Below are 16386 nucleotides of genomic sequence, written 5' to 3'. Positions count from 1 at the left end.
TGAGTGACTTTGCATTGGCAGGCAGCCTTCGACGGTAGGTGTGCTTCAAATCGCGGGCAGAGCGCACCGGCAACAGGCGAGCTTTCTCCGGGAGCCGATCATGGACGTCTTCACCAATCTTGCACTCGGCTTTTCAGTCAGCTTCCAGCCGATCAACCTGTTCTATTGTTTTGTTGGCACCTTGCTCGGCACAGTGGTCGGCGTGCTGCCCGGAATCGGGCCGTTGGCGACGATCGCGATGCTTTTGCCGATCACCTTCGGCTTATCGTCCGAGGGATCACTGATCATGCTCGCGGGGATCTATTACGGGTCTCAATATGGCGGCTCAACCACGGCCATCCTGCTCAAATTGCCGGGCGAGACATCCTCTGCCGTGACCACGATCGACGGCTACGAGATGGCCCAGAAGGGCAGGGGCGGCCCTGCGCTGGCCGCCGCGGCGATCGGTTCGTTCTTCGCCGGCTCCGTTGCGACGCTGCTCATCGCGCTCCTCGCCAAGCCACTGACCCTGCTGGCCTTCAATTTCAGCCCTGCGGAATACTTCTCACTCATGGTGGTGGGGCTCGTCTCTTCCATTGCGCTGGCGTCGGGGTCTATTATCAAGGCACTTGGCATGATCTTTCTCGGTCTGATGCTCGGCCTGACGGGCACAGACGTCTATACGGGGGCCGCACGCTTTACTTTCGGCATCCATGAGATGCTCGACGGCCTTGAATTCGTCGCCATCGCGGTCGGACTCTTCGGCATCAGCGAAATCATGCGAAATCTCGAACAGGACGGGGGCGCACAGGGCAGGGTGGCGATGGTCGGCAAGCTGATGCCGACGCGTGAGGATTTCAGGCGGATGATCGCGCCCATGGTCCGCGGCACTGCCATCGGCTCCTTCCTTGGCGTGCTGCCGGGTGGCGGCGCACTCCTGTCCTCCTTCGTGGCCTATACTGTTGAAAAGAAAGTTTCTCCCCACGGCGCGGAAATGGGACGTGGCGCAATCGAGGGTGTCGTGGCGCCTGAATCGGCGAATAACGCGGGCGCGCAGACGTCCTTCATCCCCATGCTCGCGCTGGGCATCCCTTCCAATGTCATCATGGCGCTCATGATTGGCGCCCTCATTATTCAGGGCGTCGTGCCCGGTCCGGGTGTGATCAACAACAATCCGGCTTTGTTCTGGGGCCTTGTGGTCTCGATGTGGGTGGGCAATGCCATGCTGCTCATCCTCAACCTGCCCCTTGTCGGCCTGTGGGTCAAACTGCTGCAAATCCCCTATACGATCTTATTCCCGATCATTGTCGCGTTCTGCTGCATCGGTGTCTACAGCGTCAACAACGCGTCTTTCGGCGTATACCAGATCACCGCGGCCGGACTGTTGGGCTACGTGCTGATCAAGCTCGAATGCGAGCTCGCGCCTTTCATTCTCGGATTCATTCTCGGGCCGATGATCGAGGAGAACTTTCGCCGCGCCATGCTGATTTCGGGCGGCGATGCCACGGTGTTCTTTTCTCGGCCGGTCAGCGCAGTTCTGCTCCTCTTGGCCGCGATCATCCTCGTCGTTGTGATGGTCCCCGCTGTCACGCGCAAGCGCGACGAGGTTTTCATAGAAGAGAACTGATCTGAGGTTTCTGGCAGGGTGATTGCGATGAGGTTCCGCTATCAAGCCTGCGTTTCCTTGTTCCAGCGCTCGTCCTGAGATGGCAAGTTGATAATATTCGCTAACGCGAGCTTGGCATCCCAAGGTCGACCAGGCGGTTAGGTCGAAACGCTCGTTCTGGGGCGGAGCGGGATAAACATTCTCCGTGGCGAGGGTTTCTGAGATCAGGATACTTGTTGGCGTCGGCAGGAGCACGCGCCGTCGAGCCAAGCCGAGAGCAGCCTTTAACAGTAGCTCTCGCCCGCATCATGTCGGAGTACGGCCCTTGTCGTCGTCGCTGGAGATGATCCGGAACCGCTCGTTCGGATGATATACCCTTGCCGTTTCTAGGGCGAACCTTGTTTTTCTTGCAACGAGCCTGTAGGCTTTTTTGCCATGATGTTTACGTCGACATTCTTTCCCCTGATCTGAACAGCTGAAGTTGTTCAGGCGCGTTAGCGCCAGTCAGATCAAGACGGCCCCGCTGAAGTGGAGGCCGAAGGGAGAATGTTGCATGCCCAAAGCCGAGCATGTTGACCTGAGTCCCGATCAGGTCGAGAGCTTCATTGATGTTGGCTTTGTCAAAATCGAAAATGCCTTCAGCGTCGATCTTGCGAAGCAATGCAGGGATGAGTTGTGGGCGGACATCGGTTTGTCGCCTGACGAGCCCTGGAAATGGACTGAACCGGTCATCCGGATCGGCGCGAAATCCTCGCCTGCCTTCATTGAAGCCGCCAATACACCGCAACTGCATCGCGCTTACGACCAGCTTGTGGGAAAGGATCGTTGGCGCGCCCCGCAAGGGTTGGGAACCTTCCCGATCCGATTTCCCTCTTCAGCAGCCCCGGGCGACGACGGCTGGCACGTGGACGTGAGTTTCGGCGATAGCCCAGACTTCATGGAGTGGAGGGCGAATGTGAAGAGCAGCGGGCGAGCATTATTAATGCTTTTCCTGCTCTCGGACGTAGGTCGCAAGGATGCGCCGACGCGGATCCGGAAAGGCTCGCATGCGACCATCGCGCGTGAGTTGCTGCCATACGGGACCGCGGGAGCAACGCTCAGACAACTCTCCGCTGATGGTTACGCTTCCACAGACGGGTGTGACGTTGAGCTGGCAACCGGTGAGGCGGGCACGGTCTATTTGTGCCATCCGTTTCTCGTCCACGCTGCGCAACCTCACGGGGGGAAGGAGCCACGCTTCATGGCGCAGCCGCCTCTGTTCCCCAAGGGTGAGTTCGATCCGGCGCTGCCGCCATCGCCGGTTCAGATCGCCATCCGCCGAGCTTGCGGACTTAGCCTCTGATGGTGAAGGATCCGGGTCCCTTGGGTCCCGGATCCAGCGGCGCAGGAGGCTTGATCTGCACGACGCCACATCCCTGCGGTGGCCGGCGATATCGTGCTTGCGTCTGCCTGCGGTCGAATGGGAGGTCTATCTGGCCGCCCGGAGGTTCGGCTGCGTGGAGGACCTACCATTAGGTGCCTTGGAAGTTGCTGTGCTATGGCGACTTCGAGATAGAGGCCGCCATCATGCCGACGAACGACGACAATGCCTTGCCCACGACCATCCACCCCGCGCTGGCGTCCGCGCTCGAGACGAGAGGCTATAGTCAGCTGACGCCAGTACAAATGGTGATGGCGACCGGGGGGCATGGCGATGCGGACCTCCTGGTTTCGGCCCAGACCGGATCCGGCAAGACGGTCGCCTTCGGCATCGCGATCGCCTCGACAGTGCTTGGAAACGATCGCCATTTCGGACCCGCTGGCAGGCCGCTCGGCCTGATCATCGCGCCGACGCGTGAGCTTGCGATCCAGGTCCAGCGTGAACTCGACTGGCTGTACGGGGCGACCCGGATCCAGACTGCGACATGTGTCGGCGGCATGGACATGCGCATCGAACGCCGCGCATTGGAGCGCGGTGCGCATCTTGTCGTCGGTACGCCGGGACGGCTGCGCGACCACATCACAAAAGGAGTGCTGGACCTCGGCGCGCTTCGCGTGGTCGTTCTCGACGAGGCCGATGAAATGCTGGACCTCGGTTTTCGCGACGACCTCGAGTTTATCCTGGGTGCGGCACCAGAACAGCGCCGGACGCTGCTATTCTCGGCAACGGTGCCACGCGGCATTGCCGAGTTGGCCAAGACCTTTCAGAAAAATGCGGTGCGGGTAGCGGCGACAGCCTCCACGGAGCAGCATTCCGACATCGACTACCAAGTGGTGCTGGTGCGCCGCGACGAGCGCGAGCATGCCGTCATCAACACACTGCTTGATTCGGACAGTGCGAGCGCGCTGGTCTTCTGCCACACGCGTGAGGCGGTGCGCCATCTGACCGCGCGGCTGGCCAACCGCGGCTTCTCAGTCGTTTCGCTCTCGGGCGACATGGCGCAGTCGGAGCGTTCGAGCGCCCTACAGGCGATGCGAGATGGGCGTGCCCATGTCTGCGTCGCGACCGATGTCGCGGCGCGCGGCATCGACCTGCCGAACCTCGATCTCGTGATCCATGCGGATGTGCCGAGCAACCCTGCAACCTTGCTTCACCGCTCCGGTAGGACGGGCCGCGCCGGACGCAAGGGCGTCTGCGTGCTCATCGTACCGGAGAACAGGCGCGGCGCGGCGCAGCGTGTGCTCGCGCTGGCGAGGTTAACCGCCACGACGCGTGCCGCCCCCGGTATCACAGAAATTGAGGCCCGCTACCGCAGGCAGATCCTCGACACGGCACTGTCCGCCGCTGTGCCTGACGGAGCCGACGCAGCATTCGTGACCGAATTGCTCGCGAAGGTGCCCCCCGAACGCATCGCGGCTGCCTTCCTGCGGCAGCAGCTCGCCGCTCGCCCGGTGCCGGAGGACCTCTCTCCGTTGCCGGTCTCCGACATGCAGGCACGGAAGCCCCGGCGCGAAAGAGGGAGCGAGGACAAGCAAGGCGCTGCGCCTAGGGGGGCGCCGCGCGGACCGGACATGGAGGGCGGCGTGTGGTTCACGCTGTCGCTCGGCCGCAAGCATCGGGCCGATCCCAAGTGGCTGTTGCCGATGATCTGCAATGCCGGCGGCGTTTCGAAGCGTGACGTGGGGTCGATCAGGATCGAAGACACGGAAACCCGTTTCCAGATCTCCCTGGACAAGGCTGCGGCATTCGCCGCGCAGATTGCGCGGCCCGGCAGTGTCGAAAAAGGGATCGTCATCCAGACCGCCGGAAACCTGAAGAGAAGCACGCGGAAAGCCAATCAAGACTTCGGCCAGGAGGGCAAGGCAGGCAAGGGCAGGGCAGCAAAGAAGCCGGTGCAGCGGGGCAAAGCCACATCAAAGCATCGCGATCGTGTCCGCACGCACAAGGGCAAAGCCCAGCGTCAAGAGTGACGCGGCCACACGCTTGGCGCCGCTGACCATACGTTCCAGTCCTGCGGATGCCGCCTAGCCCAACTTGGCAAGCGCTGTCGCCGTGCGCTCCGCCGTGGCGGCTTGCGCAAGAGCTCGGCGCACAAAGTCGCGCGACCTGGCAACGCCGATCCGTGTCGGGGGCAGTTGGTCCGGCACCCAGCGCATCTCGTACTCGAAGGTTAGATCACCATCGTAGCCAAGCGCCGCGAGCGCAGCGATGATATCGGTCCAAGGCACGTCGCCGTCCCCTAGTGGCACGGATCGGCGGCTCTGCTCGACGGCGCCTCTTCGCTCCGCGCCGGGTATGAAGCTGTAATCCTTCACGTGGACGAGCCGGATCGCTTCGGCCTGGAGATCGAGGCTCGCCGGGAAGTCCTCCTTCCCATCTCGGATCAGGTTCGCAGGATCGTAGACGATCCCGACGATCTCCTTGCCGGTGCGCCGCCAGAGCTCATGGGTTCGGGCCGCGCTATCGGCCATGGTGCCATCATGGTTCTCGATATTGAGGCCGATCCCGCGCGCGGCGGCGTGGGGAGCAATGCGATGCAAACTCTCGACGAGGCGGCCGGCCGCGATGGTCCAGTCATCGTCGCGAACTTCTGCGCCGCCGAAAACGCGGACGCTGGTCGCCCCGAGAGCCTCGGCAAGGTCGATGGCGTGGACGAGGCTCGCGACGGCCTCGTCGCGCTCACGTGCGAGCGGGTGGTTGACGCGCTTCTCGTATGGCGTCAGCGCGCCGATGACGAGGCCGCGGCGCTGGGCTTCGGCGCGGAGCGATCGCGCGGTCTCGATGGGAGCGTCGGGCGGGAGCGCGCAACGATAGTCCGCCTGGCAGATCAGATCCAATCCATCAAGTTGCAGCTCAGCAGCAAGGTCGAGCGCTGCGATGGGATCGAGCTCAGGGGTTGCCATGGTGTGGAGCAACAGGCGCATCGTTCAGGCGATCCTCCTCAGCATCTCAGGCGTCACCGCGTGCAACAATGGTTCGCCAGTGACGAAACGTTCGATCTCGTCGGCGAGCAACTCGGCCATCCGCCGAGTCTCATGGCCGGCCGCGCCCGCGATATGGGGCGTAATGACGACGTTAGGCAGATCGAACAGCCGCGACCCCGGTGGCAGCGGCTCGGGCTCGGTGACGTCGAGCACTGCGTTGAGGCGCCCCGAGACGAGCTCCTCGGACAGCGCGAGATGGTCGACCAGCGCGCCGCGCGCGGTGTTGATCAGCGTGGCGCCGTCGCGCATCGCAGCGAGCTGGTCACGACCGATCATGCCCTCGGTTTCGGGCAGCGAGGGTGCGTGCAGGCTGACGACGTTGGAGCGGGCCATCAACTCGGGCAATCCGACCTTCTCGCAGCCGAGCGCGCGCGCCTCGTCCTCCGACATGAACGGGTCGTACACCAGGACGGTGAGGTCGAATGGCTTCAGCAACTGGAGCAGTTGCCGCCCGGTACGCGACGCGCCGATGATGCCGATGACCGCGCCGTAGTTGCCGGGCTCGCCATGCGCAAGCCATTGCGGTTGCCATGGCTTGCGCTCCGCGCGAAGCCGCTCCCGAACCGGCAGTGCTTGCTTGTTGGCGAGCAGAACCATCGCCAATGCGTATTCGGCGACCGGCACGGCGTTGGCCGCCGCGGCCACCGTGACCGCAACACCTGCCGTCCAGACCTCGGGAGCGGCGATCGGCTTCACGGCGCTTCCCGCATGGGCGATCAGGCGCAATCGGCGCGCGATCGCCAAGGTCCCGGCATCGACCCGCGGCGCACCCCAGCCGGTGAACAGGATGTCCGCCTGCTCGAGCTGCCGCCGCGCCTGCGCGGTCGCGTAGTCGCGCAGCGGCGCTCCATGGTGGATTGTGCACGTGCGGGCAAGGCGCTCCAATAATGCCGGTGTGAGGAGATCCTGCGTCAGATGCGGATCCAGGGCGAAGACGAGGTTGGGTTTGTCTGCCATGGCTCAGCTCTTGACGGCGCCGGCGGTGAGCCCGCCGACCAACCGACGTTGGATGAACAGGAACAGGAGGAGTGTTGGCAACATGGTGAGGCTGGTTGCGGCCATCATCTCCCCCCATTGGGCAAACTCACCGCCCACGAAATTGTAGAGGCCGACGGGCAGCGTGCGCTTCTCGCCGCCGCCCAAGATGACGAGGCCATAGAGAAATTCATTCCAGGCGTTGATGAAGGAGAAGATTGCGACTGTGACAATGCCGGGCGCCGCCAGCGGCAAAACGAGCCGGCAGAAGATCGTCAGATTGCTCGCGCCGTCCATGCGTCCGGCTTCCTCGATCTCGATCGGCACCTTTGCGAAATAGGCGGTCAGCATCCAGGTCGAGAACGGGAAGGTGAAGGTGATATAGGCCAGGATGAGCCCGAGATAGGTGTTGGCGAGGCCGATCTTCGCGATGGCTGTAAACAGCGGAAGCACGATCAAGGCCTGGGGGAAAAGATAGGCCAGCAACACCGCATTGAGGATCAGCCATTGCCCGCGGAAGCGGGCCCGCGCCAGCGACCACCCCGCCATCGCCGCCAAGAGGACACTGATCAGCGTCGAGACCACCGAGACGATGAGGCTGTTTGCGAGGAATTGCGGGAATGGAGAGGAGAGCAGCACCTTATCGTAATAATGCAGCCCAAGGCTCGACAGGCTGAAGGATGGCGGGAAGTTGTAGAGTTCCTCGTAAGGCTTCAAGGACGAGAAGATCATCCAAATGAGCGGCGTCAGTGCGAAGACGGCAAAGATCGCGCCGATAGCATAAGCGATGAGATACCACCCACGGTTGCACATGCTCATTGCTCTCCAGTCTTTGCCTGGAGGCTGAGAAGGCGGAAATAGACGGCGAGAATGAAGCCGAGGATGACCATCATGACCAAGGCAACGGCTGCCATCCGGCCGATATCATATTGCTGCCAGCCCACATTGTAGGCGTAGACCGGCAGCGTCGTGGTCGCGTCGATAGGCCCGCCGCCGGTGGTCAGGAAGACGAAGTCGAAATTATTGAAGATCCAGATCGTGCGCAGGATCACGACCGTGGCGATCACCTGCCAGAGCGCCGGCAGAGTGACATACCAGAATTTCTGCCACGGGCCGGCACCATCGATATCGGCGGCCTCGTAGAGTTCCTGCGGGATTGTTTGTAGGCCCGCGACGATTGCTACCATCATGAACGGGAAACCGAACCAGATATTCATGACAATCACCGTCGGCATCGCCAGATCGGGAGAGCCCAGCCATTGCTGCGGCGCGTCGATCAGGCCGGCCGACATCAGCAGGAAGTTCAGCACGCCGTAGAGTGGGTCCAGCATATAGCGCCACGCGAAGGCCATGACGATCGAAGGAAAAGCCCAGGGCACGATGAGGGCGAGCCGCAGCGTCGTGCGTCCGATCGTAACCTTCTCCAGCGCCAGCGCGGCGACAAGGCCGAGCAGCAGCTGTCCGGTCACGGAGAATGCGGTCCAGATCAGCGTGTTAAGCGTCGCGCGCCAGAACAGGGGATCCGCGAGGGTCACCTCGAAATTGGCGGTGCCGACGAAGCGCCAGCCCGGAAACATGAGGCTGGCGTTCGTAAAGCCGACGACAGCGTTATAGGCGACGGGATACAGGATGACTGCCGCGAGGCAGGCCAAGCCTGGTATGAGGAAAAGGATCGCGAGGCGCTCGTCGAGCCAGGCGGCGAGCCCGCGGCCCGGGCGCGCCGGTTGAAGCGTATCGACCTTGGCCGCAAGGACTGACATGCGCGATCAGCCCCGGTCAAAACGGGTTCGCACGTCGCCGACGACCTTTTCGATCTGCTTTGCGGTCGCGCCGACGGCCTGATCGATGGGTTCGTTGCGAAGCAGGATGCGCTGGAACATATCTTCGACCGCATAGCTGTTCATTACCGGCCCCGCATAGGGATTGAGCCCATGTTCCATGCCGGCGAGGCTGGTGTCCTCGAGCCCCTGAAGCGTCACATCGACGACGTTGCGGAAGCGCTTGATCGTTGGATTGTCGAAGAACGCAGAACCTTCGGCGCGCTTCAGGCTCGGGAACATGAACAGCGGGATCGTCAGGAGGAAGGGCGTGTAATTCTCCTCGGCAAAGAGGAATTTGGCGAATTCCTTGCCGTCTGCGGGGTTCCTGCCCTTCGGCAGAGCAACGGAGATGCCGCCCAGCAGATTACCGACGCGCTCACGCCGCGGCATGAAGGTCGCATCGAGCTGCTCGGCGACGGCGGGCGCATCCTTGGCGGCACCAGCGACGATCGCGGCGGAATCCTCCGCCAAGCTCGTCTTGCCGCTGTTAACGAGGCTGAAATTGTCGTTGATCTTGTAATCGGTGACGCCCGGCCCGCCCGCTTTGCGCGCGAGTTCGACGATGAAGGCGGTGGCGTCCTTCACCGGCGCGCTGTCGAATGACACCTTGCCGTCCTTGTCGAAGAACGAGCCATCGGCCGAACGTGTCATCATCCACAGGAGGAAGCCACCACCAGTGTCGCCCTTGGCGAGCTTGAGGATCCAGCCGAAATACTCCGGGGCCTTCGTCGTCGCGATTGCGACCTTCAGCGCATCGTCCCAGGTCACCGGTGGCTGCATGCCAGCCTCGGCCAAGCGGTCCTTCCGATAGACCAGCAGCCGGCTATGGACGTAATGTGGGACGGAGACGTACTGACCGCGGAATAGGCCCGTTGTCTTGACGAGGTTACCCTTGAACGCCTCTGCCCCGCCCAATGCCTTGACCACGTCGTCCATCGGGTTGAGCGCGCCGGCAAGCGCCATCGGCACCGCATTCTCGGCCAGCAGGATCGTCACGTCCGGCAGGGTCCCTGCCGCCATTGCTGCAGGCCATTTCTGCGGAAAGGCCGGCCAGGGTACGATCTCGATATCGACCTTGACCCCCGGGTTCGCCTTCTCGAAACGGTCGGCGATCTGCCGCATCGCATCCGAGCGCTCCTTCTGGGAATAGCTGTGCCAAAAGACGATGCGGCGCTGCGTCTGCGCGCGCAGGAATGGGGCCGGCAAAGTGGCGGTGGCCGCGAGCGTTGCTGCGCTCCGCACCAGACCGCGACGGCTGATGGATGTCTCGAACATGATTTTCCTCCTCCGGTCCGGATCGCCGTCCGGACGTTTATCGTTCAGATCAACCCGGCGGTTCGTGCCAAATGGGCAAGCGCGCCCTTTTCGTTGGCCGAGATACCGAGCTGGGGCCGACGGACGGCCCCGTCGGCGATCAAGCCCTGCAGGCGTAGGATCTCCTTCATGCGCGGGCGAAAATCGCGGATGGGTGCGCGCCAGCAGTAGCGGGCGACCGGCGCCAGTCGCTCCCAGATCTCGCGGCCTTTCTGGGCGTCGCCATTCTGGACGGCCTCGTTCATCGCCACGAGCTCGGCCACCGCGGTTCCCGCGAAGCCGATCAGCGCGCCGTCGCACCCCATGAGGATCGCTTCGTAAATGAATGTGTCGCTGCCGGTGAGAATCCCGATGGGGTCAGGCAGCGCTTTCACGCTCTGGACCGACTGGATGGTCTGATTGGCGTCGAAGGATGATTCCTTGATCGCAATGACCTGCGGGATTGAGGCCAGCGCGTCGAGCATCTCGCCGGAATAGTCGGGACCCCAGCCACGCGGGAACTGGAAGGCAATGAGTGGTAGACCGAGCGCGTCGGCGATGTCGGCGTGGAAGCGCCGGATCATCTCGGGTGGGATAGGCGCCCCCATGAAGACCGGGAAGGGTGGGAAGACGCAGAAGCCTTCGGCACCGGCCGCGACGAGGTCGCGGCCGTGCGCGATCATCTGGTCCGTCGCCCCGCCTATCAGGCCGCAGACCAGCGGCACCCGGCCCGCGACGACTTCCGCGCAGACTCGCATCACCTCGACGCGTTCGGCATTGCTGAGCGCCGGCGCTTCCGCGGCGTCCATGTTGACAGCTATTGCGCTTGGATTTTGGTCAGCGATCCAGCGCATATAATGTCGCAGCGAGATCCAGTCGATCTCCCCATCTCCCTGCATCGGCATGAACGGGGCGGAAATTACGCCCTTGAAGGGGCGCGCCAGCACAGCTTTGCGCAACGGCGCGGGCGCTCGCGTGAGCGCCGTCGGAGCGGTCATTGGTTTGTCCTCTTGTGACTTCGTTCAGCCTGCGCGGGCGAGGGCCTTGTCAGTGAAGAGCTCGGAGCCGGCGCTTGTCGCAGACAGTTCTTTGGCGGCCGCGAGCAGAAGAGGCGCGAGCCGCACGGCGTGGTCCGGTGTCAACCGGGCGGAAGGACCGGCGATGCTGACGGTGCCGATCGCGACGCCTGTGCGCGGGTGCAGAACGGCAGCCGAGAGCGCCGAGGTGCCCGCCTCGGCGGCCTGGTCAACATAAGCGTATCCCTTGCTGCGAGTGCGGACGAGGGCCTCGACCAAGGCGGAGATCGTGCGCGGTGCGTTCGGCCCGTGCTCGTCGAGCTTGCCGAAACCCTGCCTGGCGACGCGGGCGATCGCCTCGTCGTCACTGAAGCTTGCGAGCCAGGCCTGTCCGGTTGCGGTGCAAAACAGGACAGGATGCCCCCCCATTTCGGGGTCATAACGGAGGCCGGACCGAGCGCCTTGCGCCTTCGCAACCCACGTCAAATGGTCGCCGTCGACCACGGTCATGCGGACGAGCTCTCCGCTTTCCTCAGCGAGGCGGTCGAGGATCGGCTGGGATATGTCGGTAATGCCGCTCGCTGAGAGATAGGCGAGGCCGATAGAGATCAGCCGCGTGGTGAGATGATAGCGCTCGGTTTCGGTGTCCTGGCGGACGTAGCCGAGGCGGATGAGCTCGGTGAGCAGGCGGTGCGCGCCGCTCTTCGGCAGCCCGATCTCGTCGGCCACCTGTGTGACGCTGACGCCGCCAAGTCTCGTGGACATCAGTTCCAGCGTGTTTAACGCGCGATCGAGGAGCGAAGCGGCCATGACATCGTCTTTCTGAACAACGTTCATTTTTTGAACACGGTTCAGGTTTTGAGTCAACCATGAATTCGCGCGGCTGCCGTAACGGCCTGTACGCCGATTGAGCTTGGCCATCGAACGCCCGACAATGGCATGTCGCTGAGGTCGACGAGGACGTTTGAGCTTGTGAATAAGGAGGCACAGCCGCGTGTGCGCGGGACTTCGGTTCGGCGTTAGATCAGCAGCACGAGATTTCGCGCCGAGGGTGGCCGACGCCAAAAAAAATTCCGGGGATCGTCTGTGTTGCGCCAAGGCATGGAAGCTGGATGCCTCGCCTTCCATCCTTCGCTCGTCGAACCTTGTTCGCGTCGGCCAGAATTCGGATGCTTGATCGAGCGCTGTTCAGGAGGCTCGGCCGTAGCGCGCCTTTGCAACACTCGCGTCTTCGGCCGCGTGCCCCTGAAAAACTGTCCCAATGCCGATCAGAATGGGCTCAGCAGCATCCAACGTCGCCGACAAGGCCGGAAGATCTTTCAGCATTCCAGATTTGACGACCTGCCGCGCGCGGCCGATCGAGGCAGCAACGGTAATCGGCGTTAGCGGGGAAAGCCCCTCCCGTGTCAGCCGTTCGCAAATTGGGGCTGCTGTCCGTCCGCCCATGTAAAAGATCGTCGTCGCCGTGGGATCGGCAATGGCACGCCAATCGAGATCCTCCGGAAGGCCTCCATGTTTGGAGTGCCCTGTTACGAAGCGCACAGAACGGGCATGGTCGCGGTGGGTCAGCGACACGCCGAGAAACGCCGCTAAAGCGAGGCCGGCGGTGATGCCGGGTACGACGTCATAGCTTATCCCGTGCTTCTCAAGAGCGGCGATCTCCTCGCCGGCACGACCGAAGATCATCGGGTCGCCGGATTTCAGACGCACGATCCGGCGCCCGCCCTTTGCGAGCGCCACCATCATCGCGTTGATCTCGTCCTGCTTGCAACTTGGCCGCCCGGCCCGTTTACCGACAAGGACGCGCTTCGCTTCGCGCCGGGCAAGTTCCAAAACCTCTTCGGAGACGAGGTCGTCGAACAGGATGACGTCGGCTGCCTGCAAGGCCCGCACTGCTTTCAGCGTCAGGTATTCGGCGTCCCCTGGACCAGCTCCCACGAAACTCACATGACCGGTGGTCGATAAGGTCTGCCCGAACGCGATGGCTTCGTGGAGATCCGCCTCTGTTCTGGCACCAGGCGCTGGCCCGAAGGCGCGCTCAGCAAGTCTCTCCCAGAACAATCGTCGGCGCTTGCTCCCTATGAGCTCCCCCGTGACACGATCGCGCATATCGCGGGCGAGGGCAGCCCATCGTGCCAGCGATGGCGGAAGCAACGTCTCGATCCGGCGACGGATGGCTTGACCCAGGATGGGCGAGGCACCTGAGGTGGAAATACCGATGACGACGGGCGAGCGATTGACGATCGCGCCGAACTGGAAATGGCAGAAAGCTGGCTTGTCGATCACATTGCAGGCGGCCCCGGCGTTGCGTGCGGCGCGCTCGAAATCGAACGCGGCCTCTGCATCAAGATCCGCGAGTGCCACGTGAGCGCCACTCAGATCAGCGGGTGTCCATTGGCGGGCGTGATACGTGATGGCCGCGCTGCTTCCGACCACCCGAGCCATATCTTCCGACAGTTCACCGTCCCGCGCATAGACATCGAGCTGCGCGCCGGCTGCTGCCAGCAGTTCCGCCTTCCAAGCCGCGGCGTCGCTGCCGCCGGCGACGACGGCCCGCCTTCCGCCGAGGTCGAGGAAGACGGGTAGTACGGACAAGGGCCGGATACGGGCGGGGCCCGCATCATTCGGCCGCCTGGATACGACCTGCATCGATGATGCTCCTGATTTCGGAGCGGCACGAGCCGCAATTGGTCCCCGCGTTGAGGGTTTCGCCGATGGACAGCAGGCTCTGGCAGCCGGCAGCGACGGCGGAGGCGATCTGGTTGGCTCCGACGTTGAAGCATGAGCAGACAATTCGCCCGATGGATGGAGCTGGGGACGGCGAGCGGCCCGACAGGAGGACTTGGCGGTCCTGCATTGTCAGGGCCCGCCTTGCGCCCAGTAGCGAGACCAGCCAGTCGTGCGCCGGTAGCAGTCCGACTTGCGCGACGAGAAGCGCTTCGGCCATATGCCCCTCGTCGTCGACGACAGCCGCCCGGTAAGAGAGACCCTTTCGGTCGCGGTACTCCTGAAGGCGATCCGCGGGAAAAGCCTCGATGAATTTCCGGGTGAGCAGAATTCCTTGGTCGGGGGGTTCCCCGCCGCAGAATTCGTACACCCAGCCACCCTCGACACGTTGCCTGCTCCAGTGGACGAAACCGGTCGGGCGCAGATCGCGCCGCGTGATCAGTACTCCCTCCCAGGCAACGACCTCGCGCTCGATCCGCAGCGGCACGGACTTCAACTCGGGCTGTCCGGAGAACGCGTCTGTTGCCGGGCATGCGAGAGCGCCGGCGCCGGCGCTCGACGCAAACTGTCCGCTCCAGTGGATCGGCAGAAAGGCATCGCCGGGCTTTTGACTTTCTGTGAGGTGGGCCTTGGCACGCGCGAAGCCGTACGGGGTTTTCAGCAAAGCGAGGTCACCCTCGGCGAGACCGTTTGTGGCTGCATCGTGCGGATGGAGATCGACCATCGGCTGAGGCGCGTTGGCCATAAGCCGAGGTACCAGCCCTGTGCGTGTCATCGTATGCCACTGGTCCCGCGAGCGGCCGGTGTTAAGCCGGAGAGGGAAAGCCGAGCTCACTGCTTTTGCCCCCCCCTCCTGCCGCACGGGAACAAAGCGCGCGCGCCCGTCCGGCGTCGGGAAGCGTCCACTTGTAACCAGGCGCGCGTGGGTTGGCCCGTTTCCGGATTGCGGCCAAAGGCGCGGCGGGAACCGCTCGTAGTCGTCATCCGGGATGGCCGCAAAGGCGCCGATATCAAACAATCTCTCGCCCCGGTTCTCAAAGGCTGAGAGCGCCGCATGCTCGCGAAAGATGGCGGCCGTTCCGTCAAATGCGAAGGCGTCGGCAAAACCCATGCGCCTTGCGACCTCGCAGATGATCCGCCAATCTTCGCGCGCCTCGCCCGGCAGCGGCAGGAATGGACGCTGGCGGGAGAGCCGTCGTTCGGAGTTGGTGACCGTACCGCTCTTTTCGCCCCAGGCGGCAGCCGGCAGCAGCACATCGGCGTAGCGCGTCGTGTCGGTGCGGGTGACATCCGAGACGATGACGAAATCACAAACCTTCAATGCTTCCCGTACCCGCGTTGCATCGGGCATGCTGACCGCTGGATTGGTGCCCATGATCCAGAGCGCCTTGATCCGCCCGTCCCCGGCCGCGCGAAACATGTCCACGGCTTTCGGGCCGCTAGTCCTGGCGATGCCCGAAGCTTTCCAGAAACGCGCTACGCGATCGACGTCGGCGGGATCCTCAAAACTCATATGGGCAGCAAGCTGGTTGGCCAGGCCCCCGACCTCGCGGCCGCCCATGGCGTTGGGCTGACCGGTGACGGAGAATGGCCCCATCCCGGGCTTTGCTATGCGCCCGGTAGCAAGATGGCAGTTGATGATCGCGTTGACCTTGTCGGTGCCATGTGCCGACTGGTTGACGCCTTGGCTATACACCGTAACGACTTTCTCCGTCGTCGCGAACATTTCGTAGAAATGGCGGATATCCCTCGCGGCCAGTCCACAGCCCTCGGCCACAGCCTCGATCGACGGAGCATCGGCCTGTGCCACGTCGCGGGTTGCGGCGAAGCCCGAGGTCCGGCTCGCCACGAAGTCTTGGTCAATCGCGTTCTCCCGCGTCAGATGCGCCAGGAGCCCGTTGAACAGCAACACGTCCGTGCCCGGATCAAGTGCAAGGTGCAGGTCGCTCTCGACCGCGGTGGCCGTTTGGCGCGGGTCGATCACGACGATCTTCATCGCACGTTCGCTCCGTGCGGCGAGCACGCGCTGATAGAGGATCGGGTGGCACCACGCCGCGTTGGACCCAGTGAGGACAACGAGGTCGGCTTGCTCCAGGTCCTCATAGACCCCAGGCACGATGTCCTCACCGAAGGCCCGGCGGTGGCCCGCGACGGACGATGCCATGCACAGCCGCGAGTTGGTGTCGATATTGGCGGAGCCGATGAAGCCTTTCATCAGTTTGTTGGCGACGTAATAGTCTTCGGTCAGCATCTGGCCGGACACGTAGAACGCAACGGCGTCTGGTCCGTGGTCCATGATGGTCCGTGTGAGCCGGCGAGCGACGAGATCCAGCGCCTCGTCCCAAGACGTCTCGCGTCCGTTGACCGCGGGCTTCAAGAGGCGCCCGTCGAGCCCCGTCGTCGCACCGAGCGCAGAGCCCTTCGAGCAAAGCTTGCCGAAGTTGGCGGGGTGGTCAGGATCGCCGCGAACGGAAACCTCTCTGTTCCCGGCGACGCGCGCCAGCACGCCGCAGCCCACGCCGCAATAGGGACAGGTTGTCCTCGTCTCGATCGTCGAATCCTCCAT

The 16386-nt window shown here is 63.3% G+C and carries 12 protein-coding genes; 3 read left to right on the top strand and 9 right to left on the bottom strand.

Annotation, left to right across the window (positions count from 1 at the left end; all coding sequences use genetic code 11):
* Positions 1–100 precede the first annotated feature (100 nt).
* The 3 genes from KIO76_RS22220 (at position 101) to KIO76_RS22210 (ending at position 4975) form a co-directional block, all read left to right on the top strand.
* Positions 101–1606 (top strand): tripartite tricarboxylate transporter permease, encoded by a 1506-nt coding sequence (locus KIO76_RS22220; protein ID WP_213325774.1) that lies wholly within the window; start codon positions 101–103, stop codon positions 1604–1606.
* Between the two features lie 532 nt (positions 1607–2138).
* Positions 2139–2927, top strand: a complete 789-nt coding sequence (locus tag KIO76_RS22215; RefSeq protein ID WP_213325773.1) for a phytanoyl-CoA dioxygenase family protein — start codon at positions 2139–2141, stop codon at positions 2925–2927.
* Between the two features lie 224 nt (positions 2928–3151).
* Entirely contained in the window at positions 3152–4975 is a 1824-nt protein-coding gene (locus KIO76_RS22210) for a DEAD/DEAH box helicase (RefSeq protein WP_213327068.1), read from the top strand.
* Positions 4976–5029: 54 nt separating this feature from the next.
* On the opposite strand, the gene KIO76_RS22205 is transcribed toward KIO76_RS22210, so the two are convergent.
* From KIO76_RS22205 to KIO76_RS22165, 9 genes are all read right to left on the bottom strand, one after another.
* Positions 5030–5929, bottom strand: coding sequence for a sugar phosphate isomerase/epimerase family protein (locus KIO76_RS22205; RefSeq protein ID WP_213325772.1), 900 nt, complete (start codon positions 5927–5929; stop codon positions 5030–5032).
* 3 nt (positions 5930–5932) lie between these two features.
* Positions 5933–6946, bottom strand: coding sequence for a hydroxyacid dehydrogenase (locus KIO76_RS22200; protein WP_213325771.1), 1014 nt, complete (start codon positions 6944–6946; stop codon positions 5933–5935).
* 3 nt (positions 6947–6949) lie between these two features.
* Complete coding sequence (locus KIO76_RS22195; protein ID WP_213325770.1) at positions 6950–7783, bottom strand: carbohydrate ABC transporter permease; 834 nt, start codon at positions 7781–7783, stop codon at positions 6950–6952.
* Entirely contained in the window at positions 7780–8724 is a 945-nt protein-coding gene (locus KIO76_RS22190; RefSeq protein ID WP_213325769.1) for a carbohydrate ABC transporter permease, read from the bottom strand. The genes KIO76_RS22195 and KIO76_RS22190 overlap by 4 nt, the downstream gene beginning before the upstream one ends.
* Before the next feature lie 6 nt (positions 8725–8730).
* Positions 8731–10059, bottom strand: a complete 1329-nt coding sequence (locus KIO76_RS22185) for an ABC transporter substrate-binding protein (protein ID WP_213325768.1) — start codon at positions 10057–10059, stop codon at positions 8731–8733.
* A gap of 44 nt (positions 10060–10103) precedes the next feature.
* Positions 10104–11075, bottom strand: a complete 972-nt coding sequence (locus KIO76_RS22180) for a dihydrodipicolinate synthase family protein (protein ID WP_213325767.1) — start codon at positions 11073–11075, stop codon at positions 10104–10106.
* 24 nt (positions 11076–11099) lie between these two features.
* Positions 11100–11903, bottom strand: a complete 804-nt coding sequence (locus KIO76_RS22175; protein WP_213325766.1) for an IclR family transcriptional regulator — start codon at positions 11901–11903, stop codon at positions 11100–11102.
* A 378-nt stretch (positions 11904–12281) separates the two neighbouring features.
* The gene (gene cysG, locus KIO76_RS22170) at positions 12282–13742 is read right to left on the bottom strand and encodes a siroheme synthase CysG (protein ID WP_213325765.1); all 1461 of its coding nucleotides are present in this window, start codon (positions 13740–13742) and stop codon (positions 12282–12284) included.
* On the bottom strand, positions 13714–16386 hold the full coding sequence (locus KIO76_RS22165; RefSeq protein WP_213325764.1) for a nitrate reductase: 2673 nt from the start codon (positions 16384–16386) through the stop codon (positions 13714–13716). The genes cysG and KIO76_RS22165 overlap by 29 nt, the downstream gene beginning before the upstream one ends.

Source organism: Chelatococcus sp. YT9 (assembly GCF_018398315.1).
Taxonomy (GTDB): domain Bacteria; phylum Pseudomonadota; class Alphaproteobacteria; order Rhizobiales; family Beijerinckiaceae; genus Chelatococcus.
Note: the sequence above shows the minus strand (reverse complement) of the source record. Positions and strands in the feature narration are given on the sequence as shown.